Below are 15,322 nucleotides of genomic sequence, written 5' to 3' on the forward strand. Positions count from 1 at the left end.
GGGTCGGGGTGGGGGCCTCACCCCTCCGTCGCGCGCCGCAGCATCCAAGCGTAGAGAGCGGCGCGCGCTTCCTCGCGCGCTGGGTAGATCCGTGCGCTCTCCGCCGCCAGCGCCGCCGCATCCACCAGGCCGGGTTTGGTGAACCGCTCCGCCCAATCCTGCATGATCTTCGGCGTTGCCTCCGGATGGAACTGCACGCCGATCGCACGCGGCATGGCAAAGGCCTGTACCGTGCCCTGGTCGGTCGCCAGCACCTGTGCGCCCGGCGGGGCGGTGATGGCGTCGCCATGCCAGCGCGGCCAGGGGCCGGCCAGCACCGGATCCGCGGCGTGCTCGATGCCGAACCAGCCGCGGAAGAAGCGCCCATCCGCCATGCGTTCGGAATTCCCACCCGCCGCCACTGCCATCATCTGCGCGCCGAAGCAGATGCCGATGGTCGGCAGCCGCTGCGCCATGCGCTGCGCCAGCAGCGTGCGCTGCCGCGCGATCCAGGGGATGTCGGTCTCATAGGCGCCGCGCGGAGAGCCGAAGGAGACAACAACCTCCGCCCGGTCGAAATCCGCGGCGTCCGCTGCTTCGCCGCCCACCACCGCAAGGTCATGGCCTCTGGCCGCCAGCCATGCGCCGAAGGCGCCTTCCGGTGCGCTTTCGCTGTTGCGGAGGATCAGGATCTTCATGAGGTCCCTTCTGCATAGCCCTGCCAGCCGCGTGCGCGCAGCTCGCAGGCCGGGCAGGTGCCGCAGCCGGCGCCCCAAGGCCGCGGCGTGCGGTCGCCGAGGTAGCAGGAATGGGTATGCGCGCGGATCGCCTCGACCAGCGGCGCACCGCCGAGCCGCTCGGCCAGTTCCCAGGTCGCGCGCTTGTCGCGCCACATCAGCGGCGTGTGCAGCACGAAACGCTTCTCCATGCCGAGGTTGAGCGCGACCTGCAGCGCCTTGATCGTGTCGTCGCGGCAATCGGGATAGCCGGAATAGTCGGTTTCGCAGACGCCGGTGACGATGTGCTTCAGCCCGCGGCGATAGGCGAGCGCGGCGGCGAAGGTGAGGAAGATCAGGTTGCGGCCTGGGACGAAGGTGTTGGGCAGGCCGCCGGTGTCCATCTCGATCGCGACGGACCGCGTCAGCGAGGTCTCGCTGATCGCGCCGAGCGCATCCAGCGTCAGCAGGTGGTCGTCGCCGAGCCGCGGCGCCCATTGCGCGTGGTTGCGGACCCAGACGAGGAACTCCGTGCGGATCTCCAGCTCGATCCGGTGCCGCTGGCCGTAGTCGAAGCCGATCGTCTCGACATGGCCGAAGCGGTCGAGCGCCCAGGCCAGGCAGGTGGCGGAATCCTGCCCGCCGGAGAACAGCACCAGCGCCGTGTCACTCATGCCGCGAGCCTTTCCACCGCCCAGCGCGCGCACTCCGCGACGACGGGATCGGCATCCTCGCACAACGCCTGCGCGGCGGGGCGCAGCGCGGGGTCCGCGGAGTTGCCGATGGCCACGAGCACGTTGCGCACGAAGCGGTTGCGCCCGATGCGCTTGATGGGGCTGGCGCTGAACAGAGCGCGGAAGCCGGCATCGTCCAGCGCGGCGAGCGCCGCCAGCTTCGGCGCGCGCAGCGCGGCGCGCGGGGCGAAGGCGGGCTCGGCATGGGCGCGGGCGAACTTGTTCCAGGGGCAGACGGCCAGGCAGTCGTCGCAGCCATAGATGCGGTTGCCGATCTTCGCGCGCAGGTCCTCGGGGATCGGGCCGTGATGCTCGATGGTCAGGTAGGAGATGCAGCGCCTGGCATCCAACCGATACGGCGCGGGAAAGGCATCCGTCGGGCAGATGCGCAGGCAGGCATCGCAAGACCCACAGTGATCGGCGCCAACCTCATCCGGCTCCAGCGCCAACGTACAGAAAACCTCGCCGAGGAAGAGCCAGGAGCCATGTGTGCGGGAGACGAGGTTGGTGTGCTTGCCCTGCCAGCCGAGGCCGGCCTGCTGCGCCAGCGGCTTCTCCATCACCGGCGCCGTGTCCACGAACACCTTGATGCCGGTGCCCTGGAAGCGGGCCACCATCCATTGCCCGAGCTGCTTCAGCCGTCCCTTCACCACGTCGTGGTAGTCGCGGTTGCGGGCATAGACGCTGATCGTCGCGCGGTCGCGCTGCGCGAGCGTCGCCAGCGGGTCGTCCCCCGGCGCGTAGTTCAGGCCGAGCGAAATCACGCTGACGGCTTCCGGCCACAGCGCCTGCGGATGCGCTCGCTGTTCCGCGCGGGCTTCCATCCAGCCCATGCTGCCGTGATGTCCCTCGGCCAGGAAGGTTGCGAGCCGTTCCCGCACTTCCTCCGCCAGATGCGCGCGCGCGAAGCCGACGGCATCGAAGCCGAGGGCGAGCGCCTTGGCGCGGATCAGGTCGCGGGGCGAGGAAGCCGTCATCCCTCCAGCACCACTGCGCCGAGTCCGCGTGCCGACCCCGCCATGCGCGCGTCGAAGGTGGCCAAGGAGGCACCCAGCCGTAGCGCGAGCGCGATGTGCATGGCGTCCTGGGTCCGCAGCGTCATGTCCAGGCGCCGAAGAAAGCGTTCGGCCAGCAGCACGTCGCCGTTCTCGAGCTTCGCGGGCAGCGCGGCGGCCGCAACCCAGGCGTCCAGTTTCGCGAAAGCCTCGCGCGCGGCGCTCTCGTCCATGCGCTGCGTCCGCACCCGGAGCGCCATGACGGAGGCAAATTCGGCGCGCGCGAGGTCGCTGACCATCACCGCGGGATCGTGACGCTGGAGCAGCGCATCGGCGCGCTCGGACAGGGCATCCTCGGTCAGCAGCGCGACCAGGACACTGGTATCGAGATAGGCGTTCAGCGTCGCTGCTCGTCGTCGCGCAGGCGCCCGACAAGGCTCGCCGCGTCCTCCGGATCCGCTCCGCCGCCCGTCACGCGGTTGGCACGCAGCCAGGCAAGGCTTTCCGCATTCGACATCCGCGCCGGCGCGTCGCCGACCGGGCGCAACGCGACGACGGGTCGTCCATGCCGCGTGATGACGACCTCCTCGCCTTGCAAGGCGCGGTCGATCAGCCCGGACAGATGGGTCTTCGCCTCGGCGACGCTATGCGTGCTCATGCCCGGATTATGGTCGTCGAATGACCAGATTTCCAGGCTCACCCCCGCCCGCGATACGGCGCCACCCCCTGGTCCGGGATCCACACGCCCTCCGGCGCCGTCCCGGTCTGGTAGAATACGTCGATCGGGATGCCCCCCCGCGGATACCAGTAGCCGCCGATGCGCAGCCATTCCGGATCGAGCAGTTCCACGATCCGCTTCGCGATTCCCACCGTACAGGCCTCGTGGAAGGCGCCGTGGTTGCGGAAGCTGGTCAGGAACAGCTTCAGCGACTTGCTCTCCACCAGCCAGTCGCCGGGGATGTAGTCGATCACCAGATGCGCGAAGTCGGGCTGTCCCGTCAGCGGGCAGAGCGAGGTGAATTCCGGCGCCGCGAAGCGCACGCAGTAGCGCATGCCCGGATGCGGATTCGGAACGCGTTCCAGCACCGCCTCCTCCGGCGAGCGCGGCTGCTCGACGTGCTGCCCCAGCATCGTCAGGCCGGAGGTGTCGGTCTTGATGCTCATGCGGCCTTCCTCTCGGCCTCGCCCTCGGCCCAGACGGCTTCGATCGCCGCGGCCTCCTGCTCGAAGCGGCCGGCCAGGATGGCGCGGCGCAGGCGTTCCATCAGGGACTGGTAGTAGCGGATGTTGTGCCAGGTCAGGAGCATCGGCCCGAGCATCTCCTCTGCCCTGAACAGGTGATGCAGATAGGCGCGGGAATGCCGCATGCAGCAGGGGCAGTCGCAATCGGGATCGAGCGGCGCGGCATCGTCGGCGTGGCGCGCATTGCGCAGGTTCAGCACGCCGCGGCTCGTATAGGCGCGCGCGGTGCGGCCGGAGCGCGTCGGCATCACGCAGTCGAACATGTCCACGCCGCGTCGCACCGCGCCGATCAGGTCCGCCGGCGTTCCCACGCCCATCAGGTAGCGCGCCGAGGCCGCCGGCAGCAGCGGCGTGGTCACCTCCAGCACCCGGAACATCTCCGCCTGGCCCTCGCCGACCGCCAGCCCCCCGATCGCATAGCCCTCGAAGCCGATGCCGGTCAGCGCGGCGACGCTTTCGGCGCGGAGGTCGTCATAGACGCTGCCCTGCACGATGCCGAACAGCCCATGGCCCTCGCGCGGCACGAAGGCCTCGCGGCAGCGTGCCGCCCAGCGCATGGAAAGCCGCATGCTCTGCGCCGCCTGCTCATGCGTGGCGGGATGCGGCGTGCATTCGTCGAAGCACATGGTCACGTCGGCGCCGAGCAGGTGCTGGATCTCCACGCTGCGTTCCGGCGTCAGGCGGTGGGCGCTTCCGTCCACATGGCTGCGGAAGGTCACGCCGTCCGCGTCCATCTTCCTGAGGCCGGTCAGGCTCATCACCTGGAAGCCGCCGGAATCCGTCAGGATCGGGCCGCGCCAATCCATCATCCGGTGCAGCCCGCCAAGCCGCGCCACGCGCTCCGCGCCCGGACGCAGCATCAGGTGATAGGTGTTGCCGAGCACCATGCGCGCGCCGGTGGAGCGCACCGCATCCGCCGTCATCGCCTTCACCGTGCCCGCGGTGCCGACCGGCATGAAGACCGGCGTCGGCACCTCGCCATGCGCGGTGTGCAGCGTGCCCGCCCGCGCTGCGCCGTCCGTTGTCGTCAACGTCCAATGGAGGGTCATGGCAGGTCCTGTTCGCAGCGGAACAGCAGGCTGCCGTCGCCGTAGGAGAAGAAGCGGTAGTCGTTCGCCACTGCATGGGCATAGGCCGCGCGCATCCGGCGCATGCCGGCGAAGGCGGAGACCAGCATCAGCAGCGTGGATTTCGGCAGGTGGAAATTGGTCAGCAGCGCATCCACCGCGCGGAAGCGGAAGCCGGGCAGCACGTAAAGGTCTGTCAGGCCGCGGAAGGGCGCGACCGTGCCGCTCGTCCGCGCCGCGGTCTCGAGCACGCGCAGCGCTGTGGTGCCGGCGGCAACCACGCGCCCGCCCGCACTGCGCGTCGCGTTGATCGCGGCAGCGGCGGCCTCGTCCAGTTCGGCCCATTCCTGGTGGATGTGGTGCTTGCGCGGATCATCCTCGCGCACCGGCAGGAAGGTGCCGGCGCCGACATGCAGCGTCACCGTCGCGCGTTGCACGCCGCGCGCATCCAGCGCCGCCAGCAGCCGGTCGGTGAAGTGCAGGCTGGCCGTCGGCGCCGCCACGGCGCCCGGCTGCCTGGCGAAAATGGTCTGGTAGTCCCGCGCATCCTCGGCGCGCGGCCCAGCCTCGCGCGTGATGTAGGGTGGCAACGGGATCTCGCCCGCCTGCTCCAGCGCCGCCGCCAGCGCGGCCTGATCCGGGCCGAAATCCAGCAGCGCCGTGCCGCCCTCGCGCTCGATCACCCGCGCGGAGCAGCCTTCGGCGCCCTCGATCTCCACCAGGTCGCCCGGCTTGAGACGTCGCGCATTGCGCACCAGGGCCTGCCACAATCCGCCACCCTCGGCGCGGTTGAGCATGATCTCCACCCGCGCATCGCCGCGGCGCCCGTGCAGCCGCGCCGGGATCACCCGCGTGTCGTTCACCACAAGCAGGTCGCCTGGCTCCAGCAGCGCCGGCAGGTCCAGCACGCCATGATCCGCGAGCCCGTCGGCACGCACCACCAGCAGCCTGGCGGCATCGCGCGGCCGCGCCGGCGCCTGCGCGATCAGCCGCTCGGGCAGAACGTAATCGAAATCCTCGGTCCGCAGGTTGGGCGCGGCCGGGACGGGGGGAGGGGCCTCCGGCATGGCCGCCGCATGTGGCCTTGTCGCGCCGGCTTGTCCAGCGGGCGCAGCGCGGGGCTGCTCAGCCCCGCGGCACGGTCACCCGCCCGGGCGCCAGCGGACGAGGTGGCCGAGTTCCGACGCCTCCCCGTCCGTCGTGCCGATCACCGCATCCAGGTCGATGTTGCCGCGGCCCGGGATCTCGAGGATCGGCGGCTCGAGCGAGACGATGCGGGACCCCAACGGCGCCTCGACATGCCCCGCCGCGGAGGTCTGGCCGGCCTCGGCGGGCTCGTTGCCGCGGGGGTGGGCGTCCGACGGCTCGTCATGGCCCGCGTAGCCAACGCCCTTCATGGGCGCGAAGGTGTAGCGGTGCTCGCGGGGCGTCCCCCCACGCTCGATCGGATAGCGATAGACGGTGAAGCGTTCCGGCACCCTGCAATCCCCTTCCATCCGGCAGCGCAACGCGCCGCATCGGAAGGCGGTTCCGGCTCAGCCGCGCAGCAGGCCCGCCATCGGCCGGACACTCTCGCTGTTCGGGAAGGCCTGCGCCACGGCGCGCCCCGGCAAGTCGAGATGCCCGGCCAGCAGCGCCTTCGCCACCGACCGCAGGTCTGCGGTGGGCCGGAGGTCGCGGTTGTCGAGCAACCCGTCCGCCGTCAGTCCGGGCCAGTCCGTCTTGACCTGCCCGCCGGCCACCGCGCCGCCAGCCAGGATGGCGACGCCCGCCGTGCCGTGGTCGGTGCCGGCATTGCCGTTCGCACGTGCCGTGCGGCCGAATTCCGTGATCACGAGCACCACCGTGCGCGACCATTGCGGGCCAAGCGCAGTCTTCAGCGCGCCAAGGCCCTCATCCAGTGCGCGCACCGGCCCGAGGATGGCATTCGCCTGGGCCACATGCGTATCCCAGCCGCCGAGTTCCAGCACCGCCACCCGCGGTCCGCCGGCCTCCGCCAGCAGCTTGCCCGCGGCGGCGGCAAGCTGGGGGAACCGTCCCCGGCCGGGCTCGCGGGTGGGCTGACCGAGCGTGCTGGTGGCAAAGCCACGGGCCCGCAGCCCCTCGGCGAAGAGCGTGCCGAGCGCTGGATCGCCCGCCTGGAGCGCGGCGAGGCGCGCATAGAGGTCGGGCGAAGGCTGCTCAACCCCCGGCGGGAACCAGGCGCCGACCGGGGTGGGCCCCTGCATCAGCAGCGGCACATTGGTGCCCACCGCAAGCCCGGTGCGTGCCTGGGCCGGGTTGGGCAGCGCACCGAGCGCGCGGTTCAGCCAGCCGCTCGACAGGCGCTGGTCGGCGCCGGCCTCCAGCATGTCCTGCGCGTCGAAATGCGATCGGCTGCGATAGGGACCGGCGACGGCATGCACCAGAAGCGCCTCGTTCGCGGCATACATCGCATGCAGGGTGGCGAAGGCCGGATGCAGGCCGAAGCGGCCACCGAGGTCCAGCAGCCCGCCCTCCTGGCCGGGCTCGGGCAGGGCGAGGGAGGCGCGGATCTCCCGCAGCTCCGGGTCGGCATAGGGCTGGACGGCATAGAGCCCATCCATCGCGCCGCGCTGCAGGATCACCACGAAGCGCCGTTCGCCCGGAAGCCGGGCGAAGGCGGCGCGGGTCCCGCCAAGCACCATGGCCGTGCCCAGCCCCAGCAGCAGGCCGCGGCGGCCGAGGGAGAAGGAGGCATGCGCGCGCGGGGCGTTGCTCATCGGTACATGAACTCCGGGCTGCCGATCAGCAGCGTGGCAGCATCGCGCATCGAGCCGGCGCCGCGCATCGCGCCGACCGTCTCGGCCCTGGCCAGGGGGCCGAGCGCGGCCGCGGTGATCCCGGGCAGGTCGGAGACGCCCGCCCGCCCGGCCACGGTGTAGGCCCAGTCCACCCGGCGCATCAGCGCCTCGGGCGCTGCCCATGCGGTCATGCGGTCTGGCCAGCCATTCGGCTGGGGTGCGATCCAGAGCGGCTGGTTCAGCGCGATCAGCCCCCCGATCACCAGATCCGCCCGCTGCTCCGTGACGCCGAGCGCGCGGCAGGCGGCAACGACATAATCCTGCGGCGCGCGGAACTTGCGCAGCGGCGGATCCCAGGCCTGCGGCAGGCTGACCAGCGCGAGGGAGACAGCCGCGAGATCGCCATCGGTGTCCCGCAGCACCGTCTCCAGCGCGCGCACCGCCTCGGGCGGCGGGTCGTCGGCCACGAAGTGTCGGGCGAGTTTCGCCGCGAGGAAGCGCCAGGTGGCTGGCTGGGCGGCGAGAAAGCGCAGCGCCGCTTCCTGGCTGCCCTCGCCTTCCTCGAAGCGGCGGCCGAGCAGATGTTTCGGGCCGGGCTCATGCGCCTGCGGCTGCCACAGGAAGTCGTAGGGCGCGCGGTCGCCCGCCACGCGCCAGCCGGTCAGGATCTTGGCGAATTCCTGCACGTCGCCTTGGGTGTAGCCCCCGGCTGGCGACAGGGTGTGGAGCTCCAGCACTTCCCGCGCCAGGTTCTCGTTCAAGCCGCGCCGGCCGTTGCGGGACGCTGCGCTGTTCGGCCCGACGGAGGCGTTGTTGTTGAGATAGATCAGCATGGCCGGGTGGCGCGTCACGGCCACCAGCATGTCGGCGAAGCGGCCGGTGACATGCGGACGGATCGCTTCGTGTTCCAGCGCCGCCGGCAGCGTCGCCATCGCACCGCCGCGGCGGCTTGTGGTGAAATGATTGGCCCAGAAATCCACCAGGCGATCGCGGAAGGGGTCGGGCGAGCTGAGGCGTCGCGCCGCCCAGCGCAGCGTCTCCCGCCGGACCAGGGCGGGCAGGGGGCTGGTGTCGGGGATGGCAACGCCGTGGCGCTCCAGCGCGGCGCGAAGCTCCGGCGCGCGGGTGCGCGCGACACCGCTGGCCTCGTCGCGCAGAACCACGTTGATGTTCTGTGTGATCAGCGCCTCGGTCGCGGTCAGGCCGGGCGGTGGGTCGGCGGGCTGGAGGATCTGGCGCTGCAGCCAAGCCTGCGGGTCCTCGGGCGGGGCTTCGCCCAGGCGCAGACCGAGGCCGAAGCGGATCGGGGCGATCTGGCTGCGGGTGCTCACTCGACCATCCTAGCATGCCGTCAGGCGTACTGCCCGCGGCCGCGTTCGACCGGCGGTAACGAAGCGTGACGCCGCCGCGACGCCGGGCTGTCCTGCGCAATGCACAGTGTGGCCATGCGGTCGCTCGTGGCGACGCCCGCGCATCCACGCTTGCAAAAACGGGCCGGAAAGGGCATCTCCCCAGCGCACATAGCTGATTCGGCACTATCGGGCGGGCACCTCGGGTCTCGTGGCCAACACCACGGCCCCTGGGGACGCCCGCTTTCGTCCATGGAGGCCCGTCGTGGCACGTACCCCGCTCGATCGTATCCGCAACATCGGGATCACGGCGCATATCGACGCCGGCAAGACCACCACGACCGAGCGCATCCTCTACTATACCGGCAAGTCGCACCGGATCGGCGAGGTGCATGACGGCAACACCACCACCGACTACATGGAGCAGGAGCGCGAGCGGGGGATCACCATCACCTCGGCGGCCGTGACCGCCGTGTGGAAGGACTACCGGATCAACATCATCGACACGCCCGGCCACATCGACTTCAACATCGAGGTGAACCGCAGCCTGCGCGTGCTCGACGGCGCCATCTTCATAATCGAGGGCGTGGCCGGCGTGCAGCCGCAGTCCGAGACCAACTGGCGCCTGGCCGACCGCTACAACGTCCCGCGCATCATCTTCATCAACAAGCTGGATCGCACCGGCGCCGACTTCTACCGGGCGGCGGCGACGCTGACCGAGAAGCTCGGCATCAACTGGGTGACGCTGCAGCTGCCGATCGGCATCGAGGACACCTTCAAGGGCGTCGTCGACCTCGTCGAGATGAAGGCGATCATCTGGGAGGGCGACGAGCTCGGCGCCGCCTATCATGACGCGCTGATCCCCGAAGACCTGAAGGACAAGGCCGCCGAATACCGCGCCAAGCTGCTCGACACCGTCGTCGGCGTCGACGAGGCGGCGATGGAGGAATATTTCGACAAGGGCGACGTCTCGATCGAGACGCTGAAGCGCTGCATCAAGAAGGGCACGATCAGCGGCGAGTTCCGCCCGGTGCTCTGCGGCACGGCCTTCAAGAACAAGGGCGTGCAGCCGTTGCTCGACGCCGTGCTGGACTACCTGCCGAGCCCGATCGACATCCCCGGCATCAAGGTGGCCCCCGCCGAGGGCGAGGACGAGACCGCCGACCGCGAGGTGATCGCCGCCGACGAGAATGCCCCGTTCGCCGGCCTCGCCTTCAAGATCATCAACGACAAATACGGCAACCTCACCTTCGTGCGTGTCTACCGTGGCGTCCTCAAGCAGGGCGACATGGTCATGAACACCACCAAGGACAGCCGCGAGCGGATCGGCCGCATGTTCCAGATGCATGCCGACAAGCGCGAGGAGATCAAGGAAGTCTGCGCCGGCGACATCGCGGCCTTCGTCGGCCTGAAGGATACCGCCACCGGCGACACGCTGGCCTCGCAGGACGACCCGGTGGTGCTGGAGCGCATGGCCTTCCCGGTGCCGGTGATCGACATCAGCGTTGAGCCGAAGACCAAGGAAGGCGTCGAGAAGATGACGCTCGGCCTGCAGAAGCTGGCCGGCGAGGATCCCTCGCTGCGGCTGCGCACCGACCAGGAGAGCGGCCAGACCATCCTCTCCGGCATGGGCGAGCTGCACCTCGAGATCATCATCGACCGGCTGAAGCGCGAATACGGCGTGGACGCCAACATCGGCGCGCCGCAGGTGGCGTATCGCGAGACCATCACGCGCGAGCACACCGAGACCTACACCCACAAGAAGCAGTCGGGCGGCTCGGGCCAGTACGCCGAGGTGAAGATCGTCTTCCAGCCGCTGGAGCGGAACGAGGGCATCATGTTCGAGAATGCCGTGGTCGGCGGCTCGGTGCCCAGGGAATACATCCCGGCGGTCGAGAAGGGCATCAAGGTGCAGGCCGACACCGGCGTGCTCGCCGGCTTCCCCACGGTGGACTTCAAGTACACGCTGGTGGACGGCAAGTACCACGATGTCGACTCCTCGGCGCTCGCCTTCGAGATCGCCGCGAAGGCCTGCTTCCGCGAAGGCATGAAGAAGGCCGGCCCGGTCATCCTCGAGCCGATCATGGATGTGGAGGTCACCACGCCGTCCGATCACGTGGGTGACGTCGTCGGCGACCTGAACCGCCGCCGCGGCGTGATCCAGAGCCAGGACATGGCGGGCACGTCGGTGATCGTGCGCGCGCATGTGCCGCTGAAGGAGATGTTCGGCTACATCTCGAACCTCCGCGGCATGACCAAGGGCCGCGCGAGCTTCTCGATGCAGTTCCACCACTACGATCCCGTGCCGCGCAACGTCGCCGACGAGATCATGAAGAAGAGCGCCTAACCTTCCGTCGCGTCCCGCCTGCGGGCGGTGGCGCGGCGACGGATTGCCGTTCCCGAGCGGCTCCGGCGCATGGCCGGAGCCGCTTTTTTGTTTTGTTCGCGCTGCGGCGCCAGGCCGCCTTCATGATTGCTGCGGCGGCCGGATATTCGTCATGATCGCGGTATTTGGGTCCAGGATCACCGCGAATGAGCGACAATCACGGCTTGGCCGCGGCGTTGTCCACTATCTCCGCCGATGTGAGGGAGACGATCCGAAACGAGGTGGCCGAAGCCCGAAAAGCCGGCCGGAGTTCCGCTTGGCTGCCCATTCTCGGCTCCCTGCTCGCCGCCCTGATCGGCGCCGCGTCCAGCTACGTGGCGGCGACCGAGCAGGCGCGCACGCAACTTGCCAAGTTGCGCGAAGATACGGCGAGCCGCATTGCGGAGCTTGAGCTTCAGGGCCGCCAAGCTTCCGACCTGACAGCCTACCAGAAGTTGTTCGATAGCGTGCTGTCCGCCGCCGATCAGGAGAAGCTGCGGCGCGCGCTGGCCGTCGTCGTGCTGGCGCAACTCGTCGATGGCGACCGCCGGACGGGGTTGTGCCGCTTTCTGGTCACGGCGAACCTGGACGCCCAACCCGGCGCCGACGATCCGGAGCCGACGGACCGGCAATGCCGCCAGTCTGCTGCGCGGCTTCTCGGGGTAGCGCCCGCACAGACCAGCGCCGCGTCGGCGATCAGCGGGGCCATTGCGGAACAGGTTGCCGGCGCATTGCCGGTCGGCAGGGGCGTGGAGCGCGAGGTCGTCGAGCTGATCGAGGATCTCGGCGCCGAATCGGCGCAGAAGCGCCTGAACGCCGCCCAGAAGCTCGGGGAGATGCTGAACGGCTCCAGGCCTGCGCCGGAGCGGCTGGACGTGTTCCGTGCGCTTGTGGCCACCACTGATCCGGCCGTGTTCTCACGCCTGACGCCGAACGGCCGGTACAACATCTTTGTCGTGCTCAGCGAGATCAGGCCGTTCCTGCGCGCCATGGCCGGCACCGACGCCCTCCGCCTACCCTTCATGGAGCAGGCGGCGCAACTTCGGGTGAACGCGCGCGACGTCCTCGAGGAGGCGGCTAAGACGCCGGAGTTGGCCGGTGCCGCCACCAGGCGCCAGATCCAGCAGACCATCGACCGCCTTGGGCAATAGTGGCTGGCCAATGCGGCAACGGTGCTGATCCGAACCCTTCAGCCCCTCGTACTGGCCGACGCACAACGCCGGTCCTCACCCCCGTCGCCGGCCCGCCGCCTGATCACCGCACCCCGCGCGCCAAGGCCTTCGGCGCCTTGGGCGGCAGCGCCGCGACGTAGCGTGCGGCGAAGGCGATCCAGGTTTCCAGCCCGGCATCCTCCGCCGCGTCGGGCTCGACGAGGATGAAGCCTCGCATCGGCTTGCCGGTGAAATCCATCACGCGCGCGCCCGGACGCGACAGCGCCTCGGCTTGCTGCGCCGTGCCGACGCGGAACATGAAGCAGTCCTTTGCGATGCCGCAGAGCATGTTGCCATGCAGCATCCAGCACAGGCCGCCGAACATCCGCTTCTCGACCAGTCCTCGCCGTCTGCCGAGCGCCTGGCGCAGCATTTCGGCGAGATGCGGATCGGCCGCCAAGGCCGTCAGCGCTTGAGGAAGTGCGTCGCCAGCGCGTCCAGCACGACGCGGTCCTCCCTCAGCGTCGCCACCCGGTAGCGCAGCTTCGCGATCCCCATCTCCGGCTTCGAGCGGCTCGTGCGCAGTTCCTCGATGGTCAGCGTCATCCCGACGGGATCGTCCGGATCGAGCGGCGTCGGCCAGTGCAGCTCCACGCCGCCGCCGGCCAGGTTGATCTCCGCCAGCAGCCCGCTGCGGATCAGGTGCCCCACGGCGGCGGAGAAGGTGTGCAGCCCGCTCGCCACCAGCCGCCCGAACACCGAGTCCTGCGCCGCCGAATCGTCCAGGTGGAAGGGCTGCGGGTCGAATTTCCGGGCGAAGTCCAGCACCTCCTCGCGCGGCAGCACGAAGCTGCCGAGGTCGAAGGTCATGCCCGGCGACAGGTCGTCGAAGGAGCGGATCGGGGTCATGCCGGCGACGCTAGGCGAGGCACCGGCTTGCCGCCAGGGGCGGCGGACCGATAGGCTCACGCCAACGCAACAAGGGGAGGGCGCCATGCGACGCCGCGATCTGCTCATCATCGGCGCCGGCGCCCTCGCGGCGCCGGCGGTGCAGGCCCAGGGGGCCTGGCCCAGCAAGCCGGTGCGGCTGTTGGTGCCCTACATCCCGGGCTCGGCGCCGGATGTCATCTCCCGCAATCTCGCCGACCGGATGACGCCGGCACTCGGCCAGAACGTCGTCATCGAGAATCGCGGCGGCGCCGGCGGCAATATCGGCTACGAGGCTGCGGTGCGCAGCCCGCAGGACGGCCATCTGCTGGTACTCGCGACCAATGCGATGATCGTCAATCCCGCGATCACCTCGCGCACGCTCGGCTATGACCTCTTCCGCGACTTCGTGCCCATCACCGTCGCCTTCGCGATGCCGCACTGTCTGGTCGTTCCGCCCGCCGGCCCGGCCAGCGTCGCCGCGCTCATCGCCGACCTGAAGGCGCGTCCCGGACAGAACTACGCCAGCGGCGGCAACGGCTCCGGCGCGCATCTCTCGGCCGAGCTGTTCAAGGTGAAAGCGGGCGTCGAGGCGACGCATGTGCCCTTCCGCGGCGCGCCGGACATCGTCAACAACGTCATGGCCGGCAATGTGCAGTTCGGCTTCCCGACGCTGGCGACGGTGACCGAGCTGATCCGCGCCGGAAGGCTGAAGGGGCTCGGCATGACCTCGGCGCAGCGTAACGCCGCGCTCCCCGACATCCCCGCCATCGCCGAGACGCTGCCCGGTTTCGACCTGACCTCCTGGTTCGCGATCATGGGCATGGCGGGCATGCCGCCCGAGCACGTCGGGCGGGTGGATGCGGCGATCCAGGCGGCCTTCGCCGATCCGGCCTTCCGCGCGCGCACCACGGCGGATGGCTCGATCGCTGTCGCGATGGGGCCCGCCGCCTTTGCCGACTTCCTGCGCGTCGAGCACGCCAAGTGGAACGAGGCGGTGCGCGTCAGCGGCGCGAAGGTGGACTGAGGGCGCCTGCGGGCAGGGCGGGTGGACCAGGACCCGCTCACCCCGTCCCGATCAGCCCCAGGGCGTTGAGCGTGCGGTCGAAGATCGCACGCTCCGCGTCCAGCACCTGGCCGAACTGCGCGGGCGAGAGGTAGTCGGGCTCCAGTTCGAAGCGGCGGATCACGGCGCGCACCTCCTCCGATTGCGCGGCATCGCGGAAAGACGCCTGAAGGCGGCTGACCAGCGCAGGCGGCATCTCCTTCCGCGCGACCATGCCGAAATGCACGCTCATGGACAGCGGGATGCCAAGCTCGCGGAAGGTCGGCGCATCGGGCCTGCTGGTCGCGCGCGTCTCCGCATAGGTCGCGAGCGCGCGCTGCTCCTGCGACGGCACGCCGGTCGCCACCAGGTCCACGTCGCCGCGCATCACCGCAAGGTTCGACGGCGGCGCGCCCTGATAGGGCACGTGGACAAGCTCGATGCCGGCGAGGCGCGACAGCTCCTCCATCATGATGTGCGGCACGCCGCCGGCGCCGGGCGTGGCGTAGGTGTAGCGGCCGGGCGCCTGCTTCGCCGCCACGATCAGGTCGTTCAGGCTCCGCCAGGGGCTGTCCTGCCGCACCATCAGGAAGCCGTTGCTGCGTGCGGCGTTGCCGATGATGGCGAGTTGGTCGTGATGGATCGGCGAGCGCGCGAAGATCGGGCGCGCGGTGAGGGAATCGCTCGGCGACATCAGCAGGAACTGGCCGTCGCCGGGTGCGGCCACCAGCCGCTGCAGCGCGACGAAGCCGGAGGCGCCGGGGGCGGAGACCGTCACCATCGTCGCACCAAGGTCGCGCGCCATGCGCTCCTGAAGCGCACGGGCCAGCACGTCCACGATGCCGCCGGGCGGCAGTCCCACCAGCACCTGCACGGTGCGCACCGGCCAGCCTTCCTGTGCCTGCAGCGGCGATGCAGCAAGGGCCGATGCGCCTGCAAGCACCGCCCGGCGACGCGTGACCATCATGACGCCCTCCTCCACCGCTTGTC

The 15,322-nt window shown here is 70.1% G+C and carries 17 protein-coding genes; 3 read left to right on the forward strand and 14 right to left on the reverse strand.

What is annotated here, in order from left to right; all coding sequences use genetic code 11:
* Positions 1 to 17 precede the first annotated feature (17 nt).
* The 11 genes from E4T13_RS01905 to E4T13_RS01955 all read right to left on the reverse strand — a co-directional run bounded on the left by E4T13_RS01905 (position 18) and on the right by E4T13_RS01955 (position 8,826).
* On the reverse strand, positions 18 to 677 hold the full coding sequence (locus E4T13_RS01905) for a type 1 glutamine amidotransferase (protein WP_137176545.1): 660 nt from the start codon (positions 675 to 677) through the stop codon (positions 18 to 20).
* Complete coding sequence (gene queC / locus E4T13_RS01910; protein WP_137176546.1) at positions 674 to 1,369, reverse strand: 7-cyano-7-deazaguanine synthase QueC; 696 nt, start codon at positions 1,367 to 1,369, stop codon at positions 674 to 676. Before queC ends, E4T13_RS01905 begins: the two co-directional genes overlap by 4 nt.
* Positions 1,366 to 2,406, reverse strand: a complete 1,041-nt coding sequence (gene queG / locus E4T13_RS01915) for a tRNA epoxyqueuosine(34) reductase QueG (RefSeq protein ID WP_137176547.1) — start codon at positions 2,404 to 2,406, stop codon at positions 1,366 to 1,368. Before queG ends, queC begins: the two co-directional genes overlap by 4 nt.
* Complete coding sequence (locus E4T13_RS01920; RefSeq protein ID WP_206030104.1) at positions 2,403 to 2,918, reverse strand: type II toxin-antitoxin system VapC family toxin; 516 nt, start codon at positions 2,916 to 2,918, stop codon at positions 2,403 to 2,405. Before E4T13_RS01920 ends, queG begins: the two co-directional genes overlap by 4 nt.
* Positions 2,822 to 3,082 carry a type II toxin-antitoxin system Phd/YefM family antitoxin gene (locus E4T13_RS01925; protein ID WP_137176549.1) on the reverse strand — a complete coding sequence of 87 codons (261 nt, stop codon included), beginning with the start codon at positions 3,080 to 3,082 and terminating at the stop codon, positions 2,822 to 2,824. Before E4T13_RS01925 ends, E4T13_RS01920 begins: the two co-directional genes overlap by 97 nt.
* 38 nt (positions 3,083 to 3,120) lie before the next feature.
* Positions 3,121 to 3,588 (reverse strand): preQ(1) synthase, encoded by a 468-nt coding sequence (gene queF / locus E4T13_RS01930; protein WP_137176550.1) that lies wholly within the window; start codon positions 3,586 to 3,588, stop codon positions 3,121 to 3,123.
* Positions 3,585 to 4,715 carry a tRNA guanosine(34) transglycosylase Tgt gene (tgt, locus tag E4T13_RS01935; RefSeq protein ID WP_137176551.1) on the reverse strand — a complete coding sequence of 377 codons (1,131 nt, stop codon included), beginning with the start codon at positions 4,713 to 4,715 and terminating at the stop codon, positions 3,585 to 3,587. The genes queF and tgt overlap by 4 nt, the downstream gene beginning before the upstream one ends.
* Positions 4,712 to 5,761, reverse strand: a complete 1,050-nt coding sequence (gene queA / locus E4T13_RS01940) for a tRNA preQ1(34) S-adenosylmethionine ribosyltransferase-isomerase QueA (protein ID WP_137177659.1) — start codon at positions 5,759 to 5,761, stop codon at positions 4,712 to 4,714. The genes tgt and queA overlap by 4 nt, the downstream gene beginning before the upstream one ends.
* Before the next feature lie 114 nt (positions 5,762 to 5,875).
* Positions 5,876 to 6,211, reverse strand: a complete 336-nt coding sequence (locus tag E4T13_RS01945; protein ID WP_137176552.1) for a hypothetical protein — start codon at positions 6,209 to 6,211, stop codon at positions 5,876 to 5,878.
* 57 nt (positions 6,212 to 6,268) lie between these two features.
* On the reverse strand, positions 6,269 to 7,474 hold the full coding sequence (locus E4T13_RS01950) for a DUF1501 domain-containing protein (RefSeq protein WP_137176553.1): 1,206 nt from the start codon (positions 7,472 to 7,474) through the stop codon (positions 6,269 to 6,271).
* Positions 7,471 to 8,826 carry a DUF1800 family protein gene (locus E4T13_RS01955; protein WP_137176554.1) on the reverse strand — a complete coding sequence of 452 codons (1,356 nt, stop codon included), beginning with the start codon at positions 8,824 to 8,826 and terminating at the stop codon, positions 7,471 to 7,473. The genes E4T13_RS01950 and E4T13_RS01955 overlap by 4 nt, the downstream gene beginning before the upstream one ends.
* A 283-nt stretch (positions 8,827 to 9,109) precedes the next feature.
* Between E4T13_RS01955 and fusA the strand changes: the two genes are divergently transcribed.
* Entirely contained in the window at positions 9,110 to 11,191 is a 2,082-nt protein-coding gene (fusA, locus tag E4T13_RS01960; protein ID WP_137176555.1) for an elongation factor G, read from the forward strand.
* Positions 11,192 to 11,376: 185 nt separating this feature from the next.
* The gene (locus tag E4T13_RS01965; RefSeq protein ID WP_137176556.1) at positions 11,377 to 12,360 is read left to right on the forward strand and encodes a hypothetical protein; all 984 of its coding nucleotides are present in this window, start codon (positions 11,377 to 11,379) and stop codon (positions 12,358 to 12,360) included.
* A gap of 103 nt (positions 12,361 to 12,463) precedes the next feature.
* Here the strand turns inward: E4T13_RS01965 and E4T13_RS01970 are convergent, their stop codons facing one another.
* Together E4T13_RS01970 and E4T13_RS01975 are read right to left on the reverse strand one after the other, a co-directional pair.
* Positions 12,464 to 12,820 (reverse strand): TfoX/Sxy family protein, encoded by a 357-nt coding sequence (locus E4T13_RS01970; RefSeq protein ID WP_137176557.1) that lies wholly within the window; start codon positions 12,818 to 12,820, stop codon positions 12,464 to 12,466.
* Positions 12,821 to 12,825: 5 nt separating this feature from the next.
* Positions 12,826 to 13,269, reverse strand: coding sequence for a MaoC/PaaZ C-terminal domain-containing protein (locus tag E4T13_RS01975; RefSeq protein WP_170984748.1), 444 nt, complete (start codon positions 13,267 to 13,269; stop codon positions 12,826 to 12,828).
* An 85-nt stretch (positions 13,270 to 13,354) separates the two neighbouring features.
* On the opposite strand from E4T13_RS01975, the gene E4T13_RS01980 reads away from it, so the two are divergent.
* Positions 13,355 to 14,314, forward strand: coding sequence for a tripartite tricarboxylate transporter substrate binding protein (locus E4T13_RS01980; RefSeq protein WP_170984749.1), 960 nt, complete (start codon positions 13,355 to 13,357; stop codon positions 14,312 to 14,314).
* 37 nt (positions 14,315 to 14,351) lie between these two features.
* On the opposite strand, the gene E4T13_RS01985 is transcribed toward E4T13_RS01980, so the two are convergent.
* Positions 14,352 to 15,299 (reverse strand): tripartite tricarboxylate transporter substrate binding protein, encoded by a 948-nt coding sequence (locus E4T13_RS01985; RefSeq protein ID WP_137176560.1) that lies wholly within the window; start codon positions 15,297 to 15,299, stop codon positions 14,352 to 14,354.
* Positions 15,300 to 15,322 lie beyond the last annotated feature (23 nt).

Source organism: Roseomonas sp. AR75, assembly GCF_005222815.1.
Lineage (GTDB): Bacteria > Pseudomonadota > Alphaproteobacteria > Acetobacterales > Acetobacteraceae > Falsiroseomonas.

Excerpts from the sequence above, each read along its gene's own strand:
- E4T13_RS01905 (WP_137176545.1), bottom strand. The coding sequence starts at position 677 with ATGAAGATCCTGATCCTCCGCAACAGCGAAAGCGCACCGGAAGGCGCC.
- queC (WP_137176546.1), bottom strand. The coding sequence starts at position 1,369 with ATGAGTGACACGGCGCTGGTGCTGTTCTCCGGCGGGCAGGATTCCGCC.
- queG (WP_137176547.1), bottom strand. The coding sequence starts at position 2,406 with ATGACGGCTTCCTCGCCCCGCGACCTGATCCGCGCCAAGGCGCTCGCC.
- E4T13_RS01925 (WP_137176549.1), bottom strand. The coding sequence starts at position 3,082 with ATGAGCACGCATAGCGTCGCCGAGGCGAAGACCCATCTGTCCGGGCTG.
- queF (WP_137176550.1), bottom strand. The coding sequence starts at position 3,588 with ATGAGCATCAAGACCGACACCTCCGGCCTGACGATGCTGGGGCAGCAC.
- tgt (WP_137176551.1), bottom strand. The coding sequence starts at position 4,715 with ATGACCCTCCATTGGACGTTGACGACAACGGACGGCGCAGCGCGGGCG.
- E4T13_RS01950 (WP_137176553.1), bottom strand. The coding sequence starts at position 7,474 with ATGAGCAACGCCCCGCGCGCGCATGCCTCCTTCTCCCTCGGCCGCCGC.
- E4T13_RS01965 (WP_137176556.1), top strand. The coding sequence starts at position 11,377 with ATGAGCGACAATCACGGCTTGGCCGCGGCGTTGTCCACTATCTCCGCC.
- E4T13_RS01975 (WP_170984748.1), bottom strand. The coding sequence starts at position 13,269 with ATGACCCCGATCCGCTCCTTCGACGACCTGTCGCCGGGCATGACCTTC.
- E4T13_RS01980 (WP_170984749.1), top strand. The coding sequence starts at position 13,355 with ATGCGACGCCGCGATCTGCTCATCATCGGCGCCGGCGCCCTCGCGGCG.
- E4T13_RS01985 (WP_137176560.1), bottom strand. The coding sequence starts at position 15,299 with ATGATGGTCACGCGTCGCCGGGCGGTGCTTGCAGGCGCATCGGCCCTT.